This window comes from Yimella lutea, from assembly GCF_006715095.1.
GTDB classification, from domain to species: Bacteria; Actinomycetota; Actinomycetes; order Actinomycetales; family Dermatophilaceae; genus Yimella; species Yimella lutea.
Genome location: NZ_VFMO01000001.1, coordinates 3,294,092 through 3,311,102, shown reverse-complemented (window position 1 = coordinate 3,311,102; position 17,011 = coordinate 3,294,092). Strand labels below are relative to the sequence as shown.

The 17,011-nt window shown below is 66.8% G+C and carries 19 protein-coding genes; 11 read left to right on the top strand and 8 right to left on the bottom strand.

Going from position 1 to position 17,011, the window contains the following annotated elements:
- Nucleotides 1-214: 214 nt before the first annotated feature.
- From FB459_RS15900 to FB459_RS17460, 3 genes are all read right to left on the bottom strand, one after another.
- A complete protein-coding gene (locus FB459_RS15900) occupies nt 215-772 on the bottom strand; it encodes an AMIN-like domain-containing (lipo)protein (RefSeq protein WP_141929188.1) in 558 nt (185 codons plus the stop codon).
- 104 nt (nt 773-876) lie between these two features.
- The gene (gene msrA / locus FB459_RS15895; protein ID WP_246092495.1) at nt 877-1,596 is read right to left on the bottom strand and encodes a peptide-methionine (S)-S-oxide reductase MsrA; all 720 of its coding nucleotides are present in this window, start codon (nt 1,594-1,596) and stop codon (nt 877-879) included.
- A 64-nt stretch (nt 1,597-1,660) separates the two neighbouring features.
- Nucleotides 1,661-1,834, bottom strand: coding sequence for a lamin tail domain-containing protein (locus FB459_RS17460; RefSeq protein WP_170221971.1), 174 nt, complete (start codon nt 1,832-1,834; stop codon nt 1,661-1,663).
- A gap of 121 nt (nt 1,835-1,955) precedes the next feature.
- On the opposite strand from FB459_RS17460, the gene FB459_RS15890 reads away from it, so the two are divergent.
- Together FB459_RS15890 and FB459_RS15885 are read left to right on the top strand one after the other, a co-directional pair.
- Nucleotides 1,956-3,014, top strand: a complete 1,059-nt coding sequence (locus FB459_RS15890) for a GNAT family N-acetyltransferase (protein WP_141929187.1) — start codon at nt 1,956-1,958, stop codon at nt 3,012-3,014.
- Nucleotides 3,008-6,028 carry a glycine--tRNA ligase gene (locus tag FB459_RS15885; protein WP_141929186.1) on the top strand — a complete coding sequence of 1,007 codons (3,021 nt, stop codon included), beginning with the start codon at nt 3,008-3,010 and terminating at the stop codon, nt 6,026-6,028. Before FB459_RS15890 ends, FB459_RS15885 begins: the two co-directional genes overlap by 7 nt.
- Before the next feature lie 68 nt (nt 6,029-6,096).
- On the opposite strand, the gene FB459_RS15880 is transcribed toward FB459_RS15885, so the two are convergent.
- The gene (locus FB459_RS15880) at nt 6,097-6,333 is read right to left on the bottom strand and encodes a hypothetical protein (RefSeq protein WP_141929185.1); all 237 of its coding nucleotides are present in this window, start codon (nt 6,331-6,333) and stop codon (nt 6,097-6,099) included.
- 106 nt (nt 6,334-6,439) lie between these two features.
- Between FB459_RS15880 and FB459_RS15875 the strand changes: the two genes are divergently transcribed.
- The 4 genes from FB459_RS15875 to FB459_RS15860 all read left to right on the top strand — a co-directional run bounded on the left by FB459_RS15875 (nt 6,440) and on the right by FB459_RS15860 (nt 9,814).
- Nucleotides 6,440-7,597, top strand: coding sequence for a cystathionine gamma-synthase (locus tag FB459_RS15875; protein WP_129625979.1), 1,158 nt, complete (start codon nt 6,440-6,442; stop codon nt 7,595-7,597).
- 13 nt (nt 7,598-7,610) lie between these two features.
- Entirely contained in the window at nt 7,611-7,925 is a 315-nt protein-coding gene (locus FB459_RS15870) for a hypothetical protein (protein WP_129625978.1), read from the top strand.
- 75 nt (nt 7,926-8,000) lie between these two features.
- Nucleotides 8,001-8,984, top strand: a complete 984-nt coding sequence (locus FB459_RS15865; protein WP_129625977.1) for an ATP-binding cassette domain-containing protein — start codon at nt 8,001-8,003, stop codon at nt 8,982-8,984.
- Nucleotides 8,981-9,814, top strand: coding sequence for an ABC transporter permease (locus FB459_RS15860; RefSeq protein ID WP_141929184.1), 834 nt, complete (start codon nt 8,981-8,983; stop codon nt 9,812-9,814). The genes FB459_RS15865 and FB459_RS15860 overlap by 4 nt, the downstream gene beginning before the upstream one ends.
- Before the next feature lie 67 nt (nt 9,815-9,881).
- Here FB459_RS15860 and greA read toward each other — a convergent pair whose 3' ends face one another.
- On the bottom strand, nt 9,882-10,382 hold the full coding sequence (gene greA / locus FB459_RS15855; RefSeq protein WP_275578169.1) for a transcription elongation factor GreA: 501 nt from the start codon (nt 10,380-10,382) through the stop codon (nt 9,882-9,884).
- 169 nt (nt 10,383-10,551) lie between these two features.
- Nucleotides 10,552-10,983 (bottom strand): DUF4307 domain-containing protein, encoded by a 432-nt coding sequence (locus FB459_RS15850; protein WP_141929183.1) that lies wholly within the window; start codon nt 10,981-10,983, stop codon nt 10,552-10,554.
- Between the two features lie 52 nt (nt 10,984-11,035).
- Here FB459_RS15850 and mca point away from each other — a divergent pair, with 52 nt between their 5' ends.
- Together mca and FB459_RS15840 are read left to right on the top strand one after the other, a co-directional pair.
- Complete coding sequence (gene mca / locus FB459_RS15845; protein WP_141929182.1) at nt 11,036-11,986, top strand: mycothiol conjugate amidase Mca; 951 nt, start codon at nt 11,036-11,038, stop codon at nt 11,984-11,986.
- Nucleotides 11,986-12,207 (top strand): hypothetical protein, encoded by a 222-nt coding sequence (locus FB459_RS15840; protein ID WP_129625972.1) that lies wholly within the window; start codon nt 11,986-11,988, stop codon nt 12,205-12,207. Before mca ends, FB459_RS15840 begins: the two co-directional genes overlap by 1 nt.
- Nucleotides 12,208-12,209: 2 nt before the next feature.
- Here the strand turns inward: FB459_RS15840 and trhA are convergent, their stop codons facing one another.
- Nucleotides 12,210-12,917 carry a PAQR family membrane homeostasis protein TrhA gene (trhA, locus tag FB459_RS15835; RefSeq protein WP_141929181.1) on the bottom strand — a complete coding sequence of 236 codons (708 nt, stop codon included), beginning with the start codon at nt 12,915-12,917 and terminating at the stop codon, nt 12,210-12,212.
- Nucleotides 12,918-13,027: 110 nt separating this feature from the next.
- Between trhA and FB459_RS15830 the strand changes: the two genes are divergently transcribed.
- The 3 genes from FB459_RS15830 (at nt 13,028) to FB459_RS15820 (ending at nt 16,019) form a co-directional block, all read left to right on the top strand.
- On the top strand, nt 13,028-13,792 hold the full coding sequence (locus FB459_RS15830; RefSeq protein WP_141929580.1) for an isoprenyl transferase: 765 nt from the start codon (nt 13,028-13,030) through the stop codon (nt 13,790-13,792).
- A 390-nt stretch (nt 13,793-14,182) separates the two neighbouring features.
- Nucleotides 14,183-15,487, top strand: coding sequence for an RNA 5'-3' helicase PhoH2 (gene phoH2, locus FB459_RS15825; protein WP_141929180.1), 1,305 nt, complete (start codon nt 14,183-14,185; stop codon nt 15,485-15,487).
- 109 nt (nt 15,488-15,596) lie between these two features.
- On the top strand, nt 15,597-16,019 hold the full coding sequence (locus FB459_RS15820; protein WP_141929179.1) for a hypothetical protein: 423 nt from the start codon (nt 15,597-15,599) through the stop codon (nt 16,017-16,019).
- Here FB459_RS15820 and coaA read toward each other — a convergent pair.
- Nucleotides 16,016-16,978 carry a type I pantothenate kinase gene (gene coaA, locus FB459_RS15815; RefSeq protein ID WP_141929178.1) on the bottom strand — a complete coding sequence of 321 codons (963 nt, stop codon included), beginning with the start codon at nt 16,976-16,978 and terminating at the stop codon, nt 16,016-16,018. The genes FB459_RS15820 and coaA overlap by 4 nt on opposite strands.
- Between the last annotated feature and the right edge of the window lie 33 nt (nt 16,979-17,011).

Genomic DNA, 17,011 nt, shown 5'->3' with positions numbered 1-17,011 from the left:
GGCACTTCGCGGCGCCGCTGAGCAAAGCCTCAGCTTGCTGCCGGGCGGATGCTGCTCAGGATCCGCGGCAGTCGATTCTTCGGGTCCGTTCTTCGACCAGGTGCCACCCCACGGGTTGCCAAATGGGCCATTCCAGCTGGCGTCAGGGAACGGCAAATCACGAGGGAACGCCGTTTGCGGCGTTCCCTCGTGCATTTGGAGTTGCTTCAGCGGCTCACCAACTGTTGACGACGTCGATCACCAGTCGCTGGCCACCGTCCGTGTCGTTGAGCACGAACACCTTCATCGGCAGGCGTCCGCGCAGTCCGATGAAGAACTGCGTCTGGCCCTCGAAGGAGGACCCGTAGGCGATCTGCTTGAAGTTGTACCAACCGGCGACGTTGGCCACTTCCATACGGTTCGCCGGGCGGTAAGTGGGAACGCCGGACGTGGTGTACGCCGGTGCCTTCGCGATGACCTGCAGGACGGCGCCACCCCGCAGGCGCAGCACCTGGCCGCTCGGGTCGACGACCGCCTTGCTGACGTAACGGACGTCGTAGCCGGTGTTGCCGGATCCGCGGCCCAGGTCGATGACCATCCGCTCGAAGCATCCGTGTTGACCGACCCGGACCCCTGTGACCGGGCGTGTGGTCATGGGCGAAGAGGTCTTCGCCAGCGAGCCCCACGGTGCAGTGCAGGCGGTGGCCTGCGCGTTGTCTGCGCCGATGGGTGAGATGGCGGCCGTGGCCGCCAGTGCGACTGCCGAAGCAGCAATGCCGAACTTCTTCTTCATGGTGCCTCCCCTTGAGAATTCGGAGCGGGAATACCGCGCCGGTTCCAGGATGCTCCTAGAGCCCGTCAAAGGGAATGGGCAGATCTACCCTGTTCTTCGCGACTTCAGTGGGTCGGATGTCCGTCCGGCGGGAGTACATCGGACTGTGCGGGCAACTGGTCCTGACGCACGATGCCCACTGGGCAGGTCATGCCGTTGGGTCCGTGATTGCAGTATCCGCCGGGGTTCTTGTGCAGGTACTGCTGGTGGTAGCCCTCTGCGTAGTAGAACGGGCCGGCGTCCTCGGCACTGCGCACTTCGGTGCTGATCTCGCCGAATCCGTTGTCGCTCAACACTGTCTGGAAGCTGTCGCGAGTCGCCTCGGCGGCTTCCTGCTGCTCGGGCGTCGTCCAGTAGATCGCCGATCGGTATTGCGTACCGACGTCGTTGCCCTGGCGGTTGGCGGTGGTGGGGTCGTGATTCTCCCAGAATTCCTTGAGCAACAGTTCGGGTGAAGTCTGTGCGGGGTCGTAGGCGACCAGCACGGCTTCGGTGTGCCCGGTGCGTCCGGTGCAGGTCTCCTCGTACGTCGGGTGCTTCGTGAAGCCGCCCATGTAACCGGCGGCCGTCGTCACCACGCCCGGCAGTTTCCAGAAGATCCGTTCGGCTCCCCAGAAACATCCCATCGCCACGTACAGCACCTGCGTGCCGTCGGGCCAGGGGCCACGAAGAGGCGTGCCGAGCACCTCGTGTGTCTCCGGGATTCCCGGAAGTTCGCTGTCACGGCCGGGCAGTGCGTGTTCGGCGGTGACCATGGTGGCGGGGCGTCCGAAACCGAAGATCATGTCCGACACAACGACGAACCGCCCGGGAACCTTCCCGGGCGGTTCGTTCGAGCGCGCTGTCGCTTCAGCAGTACTTCATCCCGGAGAGCGCCTTGGTGTAGGTGCAGCGGTGCGTCACTGCACCACGGGAGTTCACCAGGCGAGCAGTGTCGCCGGTGTTGTTCCACACGTACTGGGTCGTCTTGCCGAAGTACTGGTTCGTGGCGGACGCGGTGCCGCGCCCGGTGCGGATCGTCACCGTCTTCTTCGGAGCGGGCCGTCAGACCCGCTGTTCAAGAGTAGTTGAGCGTCGAACTTCCTGTCCGCAGTTTCGCAATACTCGGTTGTGCCTGCTGGCGGACCCGGGAAAGGATCGACCCATGACTTTCGAGGTGCGTGAGATCGACCTGTTCGGCGCCGGCGAGCAGGCTCAGCACTGGATCGACGTCCAGACCCGCAGCGGGGAGGCTGTCTGGGGCAGTGAACACTCCGGTTGGAGCCTGGGTGAGGTGCGGGGGCGACGCCGCGGTACCCAACACACCTTCATCGACCTCGCCGCCGTCGAGGGCGACGCGGTGATCGGCATGGCGGCCGTGGCGATGCCGGCCCATGACAACAAACACCTTGCATTGTTGATGCTGCATGTCGATCCCGATCACCGCAAGAAGGGTGTCGGCATGGCTCTGGCGCAGGACGTGCTGCGACGGATCGGCGAGGCCGGACGCACGACCGTGCAGGTCGACACCGAAACCCCGACGGACGCAGAAGTCTCTGTCGGCCCCGCTTTCGCCGAGCGGTTCGGATTCAGCAATGTCCAGACCCTATTCCGCAGCGCGATGCCGCTGCCTGCCGACCGTGATCGGCTGGCCGGGCTGGCGGCCGGTGAGGGGATCGAGGATGCTGCCGCGTTCCGGGTCGAGTGGCGCGTCGACGACGTCCCGGACGAATGGTTGCCGGGCCTTGCGATTCTCGAACAGCGGATGAGCACCGACGCCCCACAGGGTGACATGACCACGGAGGAAGAGGCCTGGACGCCGGAGCGAGTGCGCGAGAACCTCGACTGGGCGACCAAGCAAGCGCAGCGCCACGTCGTCGTCGCGGTCGCCTTCGAGGGCGAGGAGATGGCCGGTTTCACCCAGGTTGAAGCGCCGCGCGAGACCCCGACACTGGCCTACCAGCAGGACACCCTGGTCCTGCGTGAAGCTCGGGGCCATGGACTCGGTCTGCGGCTCAAGGCTGCTGCGGCACTCGCGCTGATGGACGAACTGCCGCGAGTGAGCCGCGTCCGCACGTGGAACGCCGACGATAACCGGCACATGCTGGCCGTCAACGCCGACCTCGGGTACGAGCGGCAGGGCGTTCTGCAGGTGTGGGAACTCGATCTCACTCGGTGGTGGTCGGGGACGCCGGAAACTCTCGATAACCTTGGGCGGTGCTGACCGTTCAAGAAGCCCTCCTGACGCTGCAGAAGTTCTGGACCGACCGTGGCTGCATGGTCGTCCAGCCGTACAACACCGAGGTCGGGGCGGGCACCATGAACCCGGCTACCGTCATGCGGGTCCTCGGACCGGAGCCCTGGCGGGTGGCGTACGTCGAGCCGTCCGTGCGCCCCGACGACAGCCGATACGGCGAGAACCCCAACCGACTGCAGACGCACACCCAGTTCCAGGTGATCCTCAAACCCGACCCCGGCAACCCGCAGGAGCTCTACCTGGAATCGCTGCGTGCACTCGGCATCGACCTGGACGCGCACGACGTCCGCTTCGTCGAAGACAACTGGCAGCAGCCGGCCATCGGCGCCTGGGGCCTGGGGTGGGAGGTCTGGCTGGACGGCATGGAGGTCACCCAGTTCACCTACTTCCAGCAGGTGGTGGGCCAGAACCTCGAACCGGTCAGTGTCGAGCTGACCTACGGCATCGAGCGCATCATGATGGCGTTGCAGGGCGTATCCCACTTCAAGGACATGCAGTACGCGCCGGGCATCACCTACGGCGAGGCGTTCGGGCAGAACGAGTACGAGATGTCGCGCTACTACCTCGACACCGCCGACGTGGCGACGAACCGCGAGTTGTTCGGCCACTTCACCTCCGAGGCGCAGCGGATGATCGACGAGCGCCTGCCGGTTCCGGCATGGACGTACGTGCTCAAGAGCTCGCACGCGTTCAACGTGCTCGACAGCCGCGGCGCCGTCTCGACCACCGAGCGCGCCCGCTCCTTCTCGCTGATGCGCAAGCTCGCCCGCGAGGCCGGCGCCCTGTGGACCGACCGCCGCGCCGAACTCGGCCACCCGTTGCTGAAGGGTGAGGCCCCGCAGATGGTCATCGGCCAGGCAGTCATGCCGCCGAGCGAGGGCGAGACGTCGGCGGCGAAAGTCAGCTCCGACCAGCCGCAGACCTTCGCGTTCGAGGTCGGCGTCGAGGAACTCCCGCCGCACGTCGTCGGCCAGGCGATCGAGCAGGTGCGCACCGGTGTCACCGACGGTCTCGCGGCCTCGCGCCTGGAGTACGGCGACATCACCGTCGTCGGCACCCCGCGCCGCATCGTCGCCACCGTCGCCTCGGTGTCGGCGCACGAGCCCGACGCCGAGACCCTGCGCAAGGGCCCGAAGGTCGCCGCCGCGTTCGATGCAGACGGCAACCCGACCAAGGCCTGCGAGGGCTTCGCGCGTGGCCAGAAGGTCGACGTCGCCGACCTGGTGCGCGCGGAGTTCGACGGCGCCGAGCACGTCGCGGTGAAGGTGCAGCAGCCCGGACGTGACGTGCTGGAGGTGCTGGGCGGCATCGTCGAGGCGGTCGTCGGCTCGCTGCGCGCCGACAAGAACATGCGCTGGAGCGACCCGGAGCTCACCTACAGCCGTCCGGTGCGTTGGCTCGTCGCGCTGTGGGGCGCCGACCTGGTGCCCGCACAGATCTCGCAGCTGCGCACCGGCCGCACCACCTACGTGCACCGCACCGACCCCAATGCGTTGGTGCCTGTCGCGTCGGCTGCCGAACTCACCACGCTGCTGGGCGACAAGGGCATCGTGCTCGACCCGGAGGCCCGGCGTGCGTCGGTCGTCGAGCAGGCCACCCGGCTTGCTGAATCTGTCGGCGGCACAGTCGATTTCGAGGCCGAGTGGGCGCTCGTCGACGAGATCACCAACCTGGTCGAGCAGCCCCACGGCATCCTCGGTGGGTTCGAGGAGCGCTACCTGCGGGTGCCCGAGCAGATCCTCACCACCGTTATGCGCAAGCACCAACGCTACCTGCCGGTGCGGGACGCGTCGGGCGCCCTGATGCCGTACTTCATCACGATGGCGAACGGCGACTGCGACGACGACGTGGTGCGCGGCGGTAACGAGTCGGTGCTGCGGGCCCGCTACGAAGACGCGGCGTTCTTCTACGACGCCGACCTGCAGGTCGACCTCACCGAACTGCGCGCGGGCATCTCCAAGCTCACCTTCGAAGACCGCCTCGGCTCGATGGCCGACCGTTCCGACCGCATCAAGGACGTCGCGGCGGCGCTCGCCGAGACGATCGACCTGGACGCCTCGGGCCGCGAAACGCTTTCCCGGGCAGGCGAACTCGCGAAGTTCGACCTTTCGTCGCAGATGGTCGTCGAGCTGTCGTCGCTTGCCGGCTTCATGGCCAAGGAGTACGCCGCGAAGGCGGGGGAGACCCCCGAGGTCGCCTCGGCGCTGTGGGAGATGGAGTTGCCGCGCACCACCGGCGGCCCGCTGCCCACCTCGGTGCCGGGAGCGTTGCTGGCGCTCGCCGACCGGTTCGACCTGCTCACCGCCATGTTCGCGATCGGCGCCAAGCCGACCGGATCGTCCGACCCGTTCGCGTTGCGTCGTGCGGCACTCGGTGTTGCGAGCATCCTGCGCGGAGTCGACGGCGTCGGTGCGATCACGATCAGCGCCGGCCTCGCTGCCGCGGCTGCCCGTCTGCGCACCCAGGGTGTCGACGTCAGTGACGAATCGGTCGCTGCAGCACAGGAATTCGTCGAAGGACGCTTCCACCAGCAGTTGCGCGACGAGGGCATCTCGGCCGGGCTGGTCGACGCCGTCGCACCGCTCGCGGACGCCCCCGGCAAGGCGGAGCTCGCGCTCAAGGACATCGAGGCCGTGCGTGCGACCGACGGGTTCGCGCCCCTGGTCGAGGTGACCCAGCGCATCACCCGGATCGTGCCGGCCGGCACCACCGGTGCCTACGACCGGTCCGTGCTCGTCGAGGACACCGAGAAGGCGCTCGCCGACCGGGTCGACGCCCTGCCCGACCACGCGGGCGACGGCCTCGTCGATTGGCTCGCCGATGCGAAGGCGATCGTCGACCCGGCGAACACCTTCTTCGACGAGATCCTGGTGATGGCCGACGACGAGGCGCTCAAGGCCGCCCGCCTCGGCCTGCTGCAGACGATCGTCGACCGTGCGCCGAAGGGCATCGACTGGAAGGCGCTGCACGCGGCGCTGTGAGACGCGCCGGACGCAAGAACAGCGGGCGGTCCCGAACGGGCCGCCCGCTGTTTGTGCTCATGTGTCGATCACACGCCGTGGCCGCCCGAGCCGGAGCCGCCGAATGTGTTGTTCTGATACACCTTGTGCATGTGGGCCGACGCCAGCCGTGCGCCGTCACGGTCGCCGTCGATGCGGGGGCCCCTACGGAGATTCTGACGCAGGTGGCCGCGGGACTTCCAGTTGTTGTCGGAGTTGACCCGGTCGTAGACGGCCGCGCCGATGAGGACGACGGCTATGACCGAAAGAACGATGATCCAGAACATGGTCTGACCCCCCTTGCCCGAGGCGGAGGCCCGATGCCCCTCCTGGGTGTGACGGTACGCCAGGAGGACTCGGAATGTCATCCATCGCGGTCGTAGGGTTGGGACCATGACCAACGAGCAGCACGGCTTCTCCACCCGCGCCATCCACGCCGGTTCGGAACCCGACCCCCGCACCGGCGCCGTCACCCCGGCGATCTACCAGACGTCCACCTACAAGCAGGACGGTGTGGGCGGCTTCCGCGAGGGGTACGAGTACTCCCGCTCCGCCAACCCGACCCGCACCGCGCTCGAGACCTGTCTCGCCGCGATCGAGGGCGGCTCGCGCGGCTTCGCGTTCGCCTCGGGGTTGGCCGCCGAGGACACCCTGATGCGGGCCGTGCTGCAGCCCGGTGACCACATGATCATCCCGACCGACGCATACGGCGGCACCTTCCGCCTCGTCGACAAGGTGGTCAAGCGGTGGGGCGTCGACTACTCGCTCGCCAAGGTGGGTCAGGCGGACGCGATCCGTGGCGAGATCCGTCCGGGCGTCACCAAGTTGATCTGGATCGAGACCCCGACCAACCCGATGATGGGCATCGCCGACATCGCGGCCGTTGCGCAGGTCGCCCACGAAGCAGGTGCACTGCTGGTCGTCGACAACACCTTCGCCTCCTCCTACCTGCAGCAGCCGCTCGCGCTTGGCGCGGACGTCGTGATGCACTCCACGACCAAGTACGCCGGCGGTCACAGCGACGTCGTCGGCGGCGCATTGATCGTCGGCAAGGGTCAGGACGAGCTCGCCGAAAAGGTTGCCTTCCATCAGAACTCGCTCGGAGCGGTGGCAGGACCGATGGACTCCTGGCTGGTGCTGCGCGGCTTGAAGACACTCGCCGTGCGAATGGAACAGCACTGCACCAACGCCGAGAAGATCGTCGACTACCTGCAGACCCGCGAGGACGTCACCCACATCCACTACCCGGGCCTCGACAGCCACCCCGGCCACGACATCGCGGCCAGGCAGATGAAGCGGTTCGGCGGCATGATCAGCTTCCAGCTCGAGGGTGGCGAACAGAACGCCGTCGACGCCATCGGACGGACGAAGATCTGGACGCTCGGCGAATCACTGGGCGGGGTCGAGTCGCTGATCGAGCACCCGGCACGCATGACGCACGCAAGTGTCAAGGGCACCGAGTTGGAAGTGCCCGGCGACCTCATCCGACTGTCCGTGGGCATCGAGGACGTCGACGACCTGATCGCCGACCTCGACCAGGCGCTGCGCTGACCGTGATCAGCGGATGATCCTGTTTCTCGTCGCGGCGGTGCTTGCCGGCGCCGCGCTGGCCTTGTTCGTCGCGGCCGGGCGGGACCGTAGGACGTGGAGCGAGCACCGTCGCCAGGTCATGATGATCAGGCGTTGGGAACGTGCTCGTGACGGTGCGCCCTTCGATCAGGCGGCGCCGCCTCGTCCGGAGCTCGACTCGCCGTACGCCAAACCCCGCGCGGAGAATCCACCGGTGTTGCCGGATCGGCCGGGCCAGACCCGTCTGCTCTGGGGCGCGTTGCTCGTCGTTTGCGCCGTCCTGGTGTTGACCGCGGCGCTCGCTGCTTGAGTCGAGGTTCAAGACTCGGTCAAGACCTGGCGGGGCACGGTGATGCTGTCGGTACCAGGTGGCAGAGTATGCGACATGTCACTAGCGGTAGAGGCCGAAGGCCTGGCCAAACACTTCAAGGACGTGAAGGCGGTCGACGGTGTCTCGCTGCGGGTGCCGCAGGGCAGCGTGCTCGGCGTCCTCGGCCCCAACGGAGCGGGCAAGACCACCACCGTGCGAATGCTCACCACGTTGATCCCGATCGACGAGGGCCGCGCCCAGGTCGGCGGAGCCGACGTGGCCACCCAGGCGCAGGAGGTCCGCCGCAAGATCGGTGTCTCGGGTCAGTACGCCGCCGTCGACGAATACCTCACCGGCTACGAGAACCTCGAGATGGTCGGTCGGCTGTACCACCTGCGAAAGTCGGAGGCGAAGGCTCGGGCGCGGGAGTTGTTGTCACAGTTCCGGCTCGACGACGCGTCCGACCGTCCCGCGAAGACGTACTCCGGCGGAATGCGCCGACGGCTCGACCTCGCCGGCGCGCTGGTGGCCCGGCCTCCGGTGATTTTTCTCGACGAGCCGACCACCGGTCTCGACCCACGCAGTCGCGGTGACATGTGGGACGTCATCGTCACGTTGGTGGGGGAAGGCACCTCGGTGCTGCTCACCACCCAGTACCTCGAAGAAGCCGACCGGCTGGCCGACAACATCGTCGTGATCGACCACGGCCGCATCATCGCCGAGGGCACCGCCGACGACTTGAAGTCTCAAGTGGGCGGCGAGCGATTGGAGATCACCGTGACCGAACCCGACAGGGTCGAGGACGCGCTCCGGGTCCTGGACCACATCGGTGACGGACAGGCGAAGACCGACCAGAACGGTCGCCGGGTGACGGTCCCGGTCAACGGTGGCACGCAGTCGCTGCTCGCAGCGGTCCGCCAACTCGACGAAGAAGGAATCTCCGTGCAGGACATCGGTATTCGCCGACCGACGCTCGACGACGCCTTCTTGTCACTGACCGGCCGTCCGGCCGAGGACGCCGACGGGACGGACGAGCCGGTCAAGGAGAACGTCCGATGACCGCCTTCCTCAACGACTCGCTGACGATCGCCAAACGCAACCTGCTGAAGATCAAGCGGGTGCCCGACCTCATCGTGTTCACCACGTTGCAGCCGATCATGTTCGTGCTGCTGTTCGGTTACGTCTTCGGTTCGCTCGCCGGGTCCGGCGCCGCGGTACAGGGTGGCTATCGCGAGTTCATGATGGCCGGCATCTTCACCCAGACGATCATCTTCGGCGCCACGATCACCGGGTTCATGATGGCCGAGGACATGCAGAAGGGCGTGATCGACCGGTTCCGCACGCTGCCGATGCACCCGAGCGCGGTGCTGTTCGGCCGCACCTTCGTCGACGTGCTCAACAACGTCCTGGTGCTGATCGTGATGTCGCTGACCGGTCTGCTGATCGGGTGGCGCATCCGCGGCAGCTTCCTGGACGCGGCCGTCGCCTACCTGCTGATGCTGCTGTTCGCCTTCGGATTGTCCTGGCTGTTCGCGTTCATCGGGCTGAAGGTGCGCTCGCCCGAGGTCGTCAACAACGCCTCGTTCATGGTGATCTTCCCCGTCACCTTCATCGCCAACACCTTCGTACCGAGCGAGAACATGCCGTCGGCGTTGAAGGCGTTCGCCGGCTGGAACCCGGTCTCGACGATCACCCAGGCCGCTCGCGAAGGCTTCGGCAACCTGTATGCCCTCTCCGGCGGACAAGATCCGGCAGCGGTCGAGAAGGCCACCCGCTACACCTGGGCACTCGAACACCCGGTGCTGTACTCGGCGATCTGGGCCCTGGTGTTGCTGGCGATCTTCATTCCGCTCTCGACCCGCGCGTACAAGAAGGCCGTCGCCAAGTAGACCTCGCGAGAACGAGCGAGCGGCCCCGCACTCCGATGGAGTGCGGGGCCGCTCGTGTGCGCCGGAGTCAGCCGTCGTAGGGGGTGGCGTCCAGGATCTTGACCTTGACGGTCTTGCCCGCGGGGGTCTCGTACTCGGCCTCGTCGCCCTTGGATTTGTTCAGCAGGGCGGCGCCAAGCGGCGACTTCTCGGAGTAAACGTCGAGGTCGGTGTCGCCACCGATCTCGCGGTTGCCGAGCAGGAAGGTCTCCTTCTCGCCGAACATCTCGACGGTGACGACCATGCCGGGCTCGACGATGCCGTCGTCCGCCGGCTTCTCGCCGACGACCGCGTTGCGCAGAAGGGTTTCGAGCTGGTGGATGCGGGCCTCCATCTTGCCCTGCTCCTCCTTGGCGGCGTGGTAGCCACCGTTCTCCTTCAGATCGCCTTCGAGGCGGGCTTCTTCGATGCGCTTTGCGATCTCGATGCGACCTTCACCAAGGAGGTGGTCTCGCTCGGCCTTCAAGCGGTCGTACGCCTCCTGGGTGAGGAAGGTCGCCGAAGCGTCGGCAGTGCTGGTCACGGTCATCTCCCTTGTGGCAGGACGGTCCCGCCAAGCTTGTTAAAAGTCGAGGTCTGGGCGGCTCGCTCTCAGCAGCGGGGCCCAGACCTTCGGATTCGTGAAAGCACGATGTTACGCCCAGCGATGTCGAATGTCACACCGATCGGGCAAATGTGAGTGGCGCTCGGCGGCGTTCTCAGCGCAGTTCACAGTGTGTCACCTCGCCGGTCACAGCCTGTGTGACGGTGCGGACCGATCGGGTGTAGCGGGTGCTGGAGTGCGAGCTCGGCGGCAGCTCGACGCTCACCCGACCGACCGTCGCGTGTTTGACGTCGTACGCGACCAGGGTGCAGCGCACCGGCCGGTCACCTTGGTCGACGACGTCGAACGTGACGTCGACCTGCCGGTCGTTCACGACCTTCACACCGGCTTGTCCCCACGAGATGCCCCGGGTGGCGGAGATGCCGAACCAGGTGGCGGTCAGTGCGGCGAGGGTGATCAGGACGCCTGCGGCGATCCACCAGCGCTTGGTGCCACCCGGGCGGAAACCGGTCGACGAGCGCTCCTCCTCCTCGTCCGCCGACAGGTCGCGGCGCGAGGAGACCGGGTGGTCCGGAAGGTCGGTCATGGAATGAGAGAATATGCGGCGGTTCAACAACGTTGAGGACGAGGTGGAACGAGTGACAGAGCAGTTGCGACTCCTGGCGGTGCACGCGCACCCTGACGACGAGTCGAGCAAGGGCTCCGCGACGATGGCCAAGTACGTCGCCGACGGCTACCGCGTCATGGTCGCCACCTGCACCGGGGGCGAGCGTGGGGACGTCCTCAATCCCCGACTGCAGGACGACCCCGAGATCAAGCGCAACCTGCCCGAGGTCCGGCGTCGCGAGATGGCGGCTGCCCAGGAGGTGCTCGGCATCGAGCACACCTGGCTCGGTTTTGTCGACTCCGGTCTGCCGGAAGGCGATCCGCTGCCTCCGCTGCCGGACGGTTGCTTCGCGCTCGAGCCGTTGGAGGTCACCATCGAGGCGCTTGTCCGGGTGATCCGCGAGTTCCGTCCGCACGTGATGACGACGTATGACGAGAACGGCGGCTACCCGCACCCCGACCACATCATGTGCCACGACGTCTCGATGGCGGCGTTCAAGGCCGCCGGTGACGCCGAGCAGTTCCCGCACGCCGGCCCTGCATGGCAGCCGCTGAAGTTGTACTACGACCGTGGATTCTCCCGCGAGAAGCTGACTGCGATGCACGAAGGCTTGCTGGGCCTCGGCAAGGAATCGCCCTTCACCGACTGGCTGGCCCGCTGGGAGGACCGCGACCCCGTCCGGGTCACGACCCGCGTCGATGCGTCCGGCTTCTTCGAACACCGCGAACGAGCGCTCCTCGCGCACGCCACGCAGATCGACCCGGACGGGTCGTTCTTCGCACTCTCGGCTGCCGAGCAAGCCACGATCTGGCCGACCGAGGAGTTCGAGCTCGCCATCTCCTACGTCAAGCCGGCCGAGGAACTGCACGAAGAGGACCTGTTCGCAGACCTCCCGGACGACGTGCAGGCTGCCGACGAACTCGCCCTGAACCCGCCGGCGGAGCCGGTCGTCGACGAGGTCCGCGAACGGAAGCTGTCCTGATGCGCGCCGAAGAAGCCGCGAGCAATGTCACCGCCGGGTTGCCGGGATTCCTGGTCCTGTTCTTCCTCGGTCTGGCTTGCTGGTTCCTGTTCCGCAGCATGAACAAGCGGATGCGCCGGGTGCGCTACGAAGCCGGCGACCTGACCAGCCGCAGGCGTGAGGGTGCCGACCCGGCCACGGACGAGCCGACGGACCCGTCGAAGAACGGCCCGGCAGCCTGACCTCAGGCGTTGGTCTGTGGCAGCTTGAGCACCGCGAGCAGCACGGCCGTGTAATGCGCGCTGAACGCCAGCAGGGTCAGCGCGTGAAAGATCTCGTGGAAGCCGAACCAGCGCGGTGACGGGTCTGGACGCTTGAATCCGTACACGACCGCACCGGCCGTGTACAGCAGTCCGCCCAACGCGATGAGCGAGATGATCAGCGGACCGCCGGCGCGGTACAGCGGACCGAAGTAGAAGATCGCCACCCAGCCGAGCGCGACGTAGATCGGCACGTACAACCAGCGCGGGGCGCTCACCCAGAACACCCGGAACAACACCCCGCCGATCGCGCCGCCCCACACGATGATCAGCAGTTGTGTGCCTTCGTCACGGGGTAGAAGCGTGAGCGCGAAGGGCGTGTAGGTGCCGGCGATGATCAGGAAGATGTTGGCGTGGTCGAAGCGCTTGAGGAATCCCTCGTACGCCGGTGACCAATTGCCGCGGTGATATACCGCCGACACACCGAACAGCAGACCGGCGGTCATCGTGAACACCGCCGCGCCGACTCGTCCGCTCAGCGTCGGGGTGATCACGACCAGGAGCAACCCGGCGATCATCGCAAGCGGGAACATGCCGGTGTGCAACCAGCCGCGAAGCTTCGGCTTCACCATGCGCAACATGCGGGCGGCGTCCTCGCCGAATTCCTCCACGCGCTGCCCGATCTGGCTCATGATCAGATCGTAGGGCGGCGCGCCGGAACCGGTCGCGGTGGTCCGAACCTCCCACGGGCATATCGTTGGCTAGGTGGTGACCCAGAGGCATGACGAAGGAGCAGACCGCGATGCGCGGACCGAGTGACCTCGTCTACGGCGCGTACGAGCGCCAACTGGCCCGTTCGTTGCCGACGGAGAACCTGCCGCGGCACGTCGGCGTGATGCTCGACGGCAATCGGCGCTGGGCCAAGGCCCGCGGCACCGACACCGCCTCGGGGCACAAGGCCGGTGCCGACAACATCGCCCCCTTCCTCGGTTGGTGCGAGGAGATGGGCATCGAGGTCGTCACCCTCTGGTTGTTGTCGACCGACAACCTGAACCGACCCACCGAAGAACTCGAGCCGCTCGTCGGCATCATCGAAGGCGTGGTCTGCGAGCTCGCCGGTCGCGAGCAGTGGAAGATCAACCCGGTGGGCGCCCTGGCGATGCTCCCCGAACACACCCAGGAGGTGCTGCGCGAGGCGTCCGAACAGACCGCGGACGTCGACGGACTGATCGTCAACATCGCGGTCGGGTACGGCGGACGCCAGGAGATCGCCGAAGCGGTCCGCTCCCTGCTACGGGCACACGCGGCCGATGGCACCTCCATCGAGCAACTCGCCGAGATCCTCGACGTCGAGCACATCGCCGAACACCTCTACACCAAGGGGCAGCCCGATCCCGATCTGGTGATCCGCACCTCCGGCGAACAGCGCTTGGGCGGCTTCCTGCTCTGGCAGAGCGCGTACTCCGAGTTCTACTTCTGTGAGGCCTACTGGCCCGACTTCCGTCGCGTCGACTTCCTTCGCGCGTTGCGCGATTACGCCACCCGTGACCGCCGGATGGGTAAGTGACCGTCGACTCATCGTCCGCTGGTGGTGCCGGTTTTCGGACGGGCTTCGAACGGGACGGGGTCGGCAGGGGTTCCCGTTGCCGGCCACGTCCCGTGCTGACGCAGGCCCGCACCCCCAGATGGGGCCTTTGGGACTGGTGTGGCGAACGGGACGACTCCGGCGCTTGAACAGTCGGTGAATCCGCAACACGCCGGTCGAATGGGCGCGATTCCGTGCCGGGCCTGGTCGTAGATTCCAATCACGACGAACGCCCGTTCGCCGTTCGGGAGGCCCACTTCATGCAGCGACCCACGCTGCGGATGAGAGGGCCGGTCCCGGTCCTCACTCGGGCCGGCAACCGGCACACCATCCGCGAGTAGCCGCGAGAGATCGCGCGCAAGAGGAGTCGGCATGACCGTTGAACTGGACAGCCCCCGCACGTACGTGCTCGATACGTCGGTGCTCCTGTCGGATCCACGCGCGATGACGCGTTTCGCCGAACACGAAGTGGTGCTCCCGGTCGTGGTGATCAGTGAGCTCGAGGGCAAACGGCATCACCCGGAACTCGGCTACTTCGCCCGCTCCGCGCTGCGCATGCTGGACGACCTGCGCGTCCAGCACGGCAGCCTGCACTCGCCGGTGCCGATCGGTGACGGCGGCACCTTGCGCGTCGAGCTCAATCACACCGATCCGAACTCGTTGCCGGCCGGATTTCGCTTGGGAGACAACGACACCCGCATCCTGGCGGTCGCCCGCAACCTGGCGAACGAGGGGTGCGGGGTGACGGTCGTGAGCAAGGACCTTCCGATGCGCGTGAAGGCGTCCGCGGTCGGACTCAACGCCGAGGAGTACCGCGCGGAGCTTGCTCCGGACAGCGGATGGACCGGCATCAGCGAACTCGACATCACCGCCGAGGAGATGGACTCCCTGTACGACGAGTCCCGCCTCGAATCGCCCGCCGCCGCCGAATTGCCTTGCAACACAGGCGTGGTCATGCTCGGGCCGCGCGGCAGCGCGCTCGGGCGCGTCATGGCCGACAAGAGCGTCCGTCTCGTCCGAGGCGATCGGAACGCGTTCGGCCTGCACGGTCGGTCGGCCGAACAGCGCATCGCGCTCGACCTGTTGCTCGACCCCGACGTCGGCATCGTCAGCCTCGGCGGACGCGCCGGCACCGGAAAGTCTGCACTGGCCCTGTGCGCCGGACTCGAAGCCGTCATGGAGCGTCGCCAGCACCGCAAGGTGATCGTGTTCCGTCCGCTGTACGCCGTCGGCGGCCAGGAGCTCGGCTACCTGCCAGGTACCGAGAACGAGAAGATGGGGCCCTGGGCGCAGGCCGTCTTCGACACGCTCAGCGCGGTGGTCTCGCGCGAGGTCGTCGAGGAGGTCATGGACCGCGAGCTGCTCGAGGTGCTGCCGCTGACGCACATTCGCGGGCGGTCGCTGCACGACGCGTTCGTGATCGTCGACGAGGCACAGTCGCTCGAGCGCAATGTGCTGCTCACCGTGCTTTCGCGAGTGGGGCAGAACTCGCGGGTCGTCCTCACCCACGACGTCGCGCAACGCGACAACCTGCGGGTCGGGCGACACGACGGCATCGCCGCCGTGATCGAGAAGCTCAAGGGGCACCCGTTGTTCGGACACGTCACGCTGACCCGCTCCGAGCGCAGCCCGATCGCCGCACTGGTCACCGATCTGCTGGAACAGGCCGACGTCTGATCTCGGCGCGAACGCGGGGCGGCACCGATCGGTGCCGTCCCGCGTCCTTTCACAGGGTTCCCGCAATCGGTGAAAAGGGCGCGGGTCGGGTCGGTATGTTGGGGGAGTCATGGTGGGAAATCGCGCGCTGACAGCGCTGTACTGGGTGATCGGGTTCGTGCTGGCCGTACTGGCCGGTGTGGTTGGTGCTGCCTGGGGGAACTCGTCGGCCCCCACCTTCGAGAACGAGGAGAGCGGCGGCACCCCGGCGACCGGTGCATCCCGTCTGCTGTTCAGCATCTTCGGCGGCCTGCTCGGCGCCGCGATCGTGCTCGCCGTCTTCGCCGCGATCTTCATGGTGCTCTGGGTGCGTCACCGTCGGACCAACCCGGCTGTCGACGACGAGGAGTTCGAAGCCGACGAGGAGCTTCTCGACCACGTCGAGTTCGGCGACGACGAGGACGATGACCGCTATCTCGATTCCGAGAACGACAGCTACGGCACCGAGTTCGATGCGCAGGACGAGCAGTCCGCGCGGGCCCAGCGGCGTTAGAGCTTGCGCAGGCTGACCCGGCTCACGCCGTGGTCGCCACCCTTGCTGAGGACGAGCGTTGCCCGGCTCCTGGTCGGCGCGACGTTCTCCACCAGGTTCGGCAGGTTGATCTCTTCCCAGATCTGGTTCGCCCGGTCGACCGCCTGCTCGTCGGTGAGTGATGCGTACCGGTGGAAGTAGGAGTCCGGATCGGCGAACGCGGTCTGACGCAGTCCGAGGAAGCGGTCGACGTACCAGCGACGGATGTCGCTCTCCCTCGCGTCGACGTACACCGAGAAGTCGAAGTAGTCCGACACGTTGAGCGTGTTGCGGCGTCCGGCGATGGCCTGGGAGGGCTGCAGGACGTTGAGTCCTTCGACGATCAGCACGTCGGGTTGGCGCACGACGACTCGTTCGCCCTCGACGATGTCGTAGGTCAGGTGTGAGTACACGGGCGCCGAGACCTCCTGCTTGCCCGACTTCACCTCCGCCACGAAGCGCACCAGTGACCGGCGGTCGTACGACTCCGGGAAACCCTTGCGGTTGAGGATGCCGCGCCGTTGCAGTTCGGCGTTGGGGAACAGGAAGCCGTCCGTGGTGATGAGTTCGACCCGTGGCGTGCCCTCCCACCGGGCCAGCAACTCGCGCAGGATGCGCGCCGTCGTCGACTTCCCGACCGCGACCGATCCGGCGACGCCGATGATGAACGGAGTCTTCTCCGGACGTTCGCCGAGGAAGTCGGAGGTGACCCGATGCAGGCCCGCTGTGGCACCGACGTAGAAGTTGAGCAGTCGCGACAGGGGCAGGTAGACCTCTTCGACCTCGGCGAGATCGATCCGCTCGCCGGCGCCACGCAGTCGGCGGACGTCGTTCAGGCCGAGACTCATCGGGTGCTGGTCGCGCAGCCGGGCCCATTGAGCGCGACTGAACTCCAGATACGGCGACTCTGCCGAAATTGTCGGACGTGACACGTCCGACATTGTGTCGGATACCGCACCTGGACAGGCCACTCG

What these genes read in the sequence shown, in the direction of transcription:
- FB459_RS15900 (WP_141929188.1), bottom strand. Translation starts at nt 772, where the DNA reads ATGAAGAAGAAGTTCGGCATTGCTGCTTCGGCAGTCGCACTGGCGGCC.
- msrA (WP_246092495.1), bottom strand. Translation starts at nt 1,596, where the DNA reads ATGATCTTCGGTTTCGGACGCCCCGCCACCATGGTCACCGCCGAACAC.
- FB459_RS15890 (WP_141929187.1), top strand. Translation starts at nt 1,956, where the DNA reads ATGACTTTCGAGGTGCGTGAGATCGACCTGTTCGGCGCCGGCGAGCAG.
- FB459_RS15880 (WP_141929185.1), bottom strand. Translation starts at nt 6,333, where the DNA reads ATGTTCTGGATCATCGTTCTTTCGGTCATAGCCGTCGTCCTCATCGGC.
- FB459_RS15875 (WP_129625979.1), top strand. Translation starts at nt 6,440, where the DNA reads ATGACCAACGAGCAGCACGGCTTCTCCACCCGCGCCATCCACGCCGGT.
- FB459_RS15870 (WP_129625978.1), top strand. Translation starts at nt 7,611, where the DNA reads ATGATCCTGTTTCTCGTCGCGGCGGTGCTTGCCGGCGCCGCGCTGGCC.
- FB459_RS15865 (WP_129625977.1), top strand. Translation starts at nt 8,001, where the DNA reads ATGTCACTAGCGGTAGAGGCCGAAGGCCTGGCCAAACACTTCAAGGAC.
- FB459_RS15860 (WP_141929184.1), top strand. Translation starts at nt 8,981, where the DNA reads ATGACCGCCTTCCTCAACGACTCGCTGACGATCGCCAAACGCAACCTG.
- greA (WP_275578169.1), bottom strand. Translation starts at nt 10,382, where the DNA reads ATGACCGTGACCAGCACTGCCGACGCTTCGGCGACCTTCCTCACCCAG.
- FB459_RS15850 (WP_141929183.1), bottom strand. Translation starts at nt 10,983, where the DNA reads ATGACCGACCTTCCGGACCACCCGGTCTCCTCGCGCCGCGACCTGTCG.
- FB459_RS15840 (WP_129625972.1), top strand. Translation starts at nt 11,986, where the DNA reads ATGCGCGCCGAAGAAGCCGCGAGCAATGTCACCGCCGGGTTGCCGGGA.
- trhA (WP_141929181.1), bottom strand. Translation starts at nt 12,917, where the DNA reads ATGAGCCAGATCGGGCAGCGCGTGGAGGAATTCGGCGAGGACGCCGCC.
- FB459_RS15830 (WP_141929580.1), top strand. Translation starts at nt 13,028, where the DNA reads ATGCGCGGACCGAGTGACCTCGTCTACGGCGCGTACGAGCGCCAACTG.
- phoH2 (WP_141929180.1), top strand. Translation starts at nt 14,183, where the DNA reads ATGACCGTTGAACTGGACAGCCCCCGCACGTACGTGCTCGATACGTCG.
- FB459_RS15820 (WP_141929179.1), top strand. Translation starts at nt 15,597, where the DNA reads ATGGTGGGAAATCGCGCGCTGACAGCGCTGTACTGGGTGATCGGGTTC.
- coaA (WP_141929178.1), bottom strand. Translation starts at nt 16,978, where the DNA reads ATGTCGGACGTGTCACGTCCGACAATTTCGGCAGAGTCGCCGTATCTG.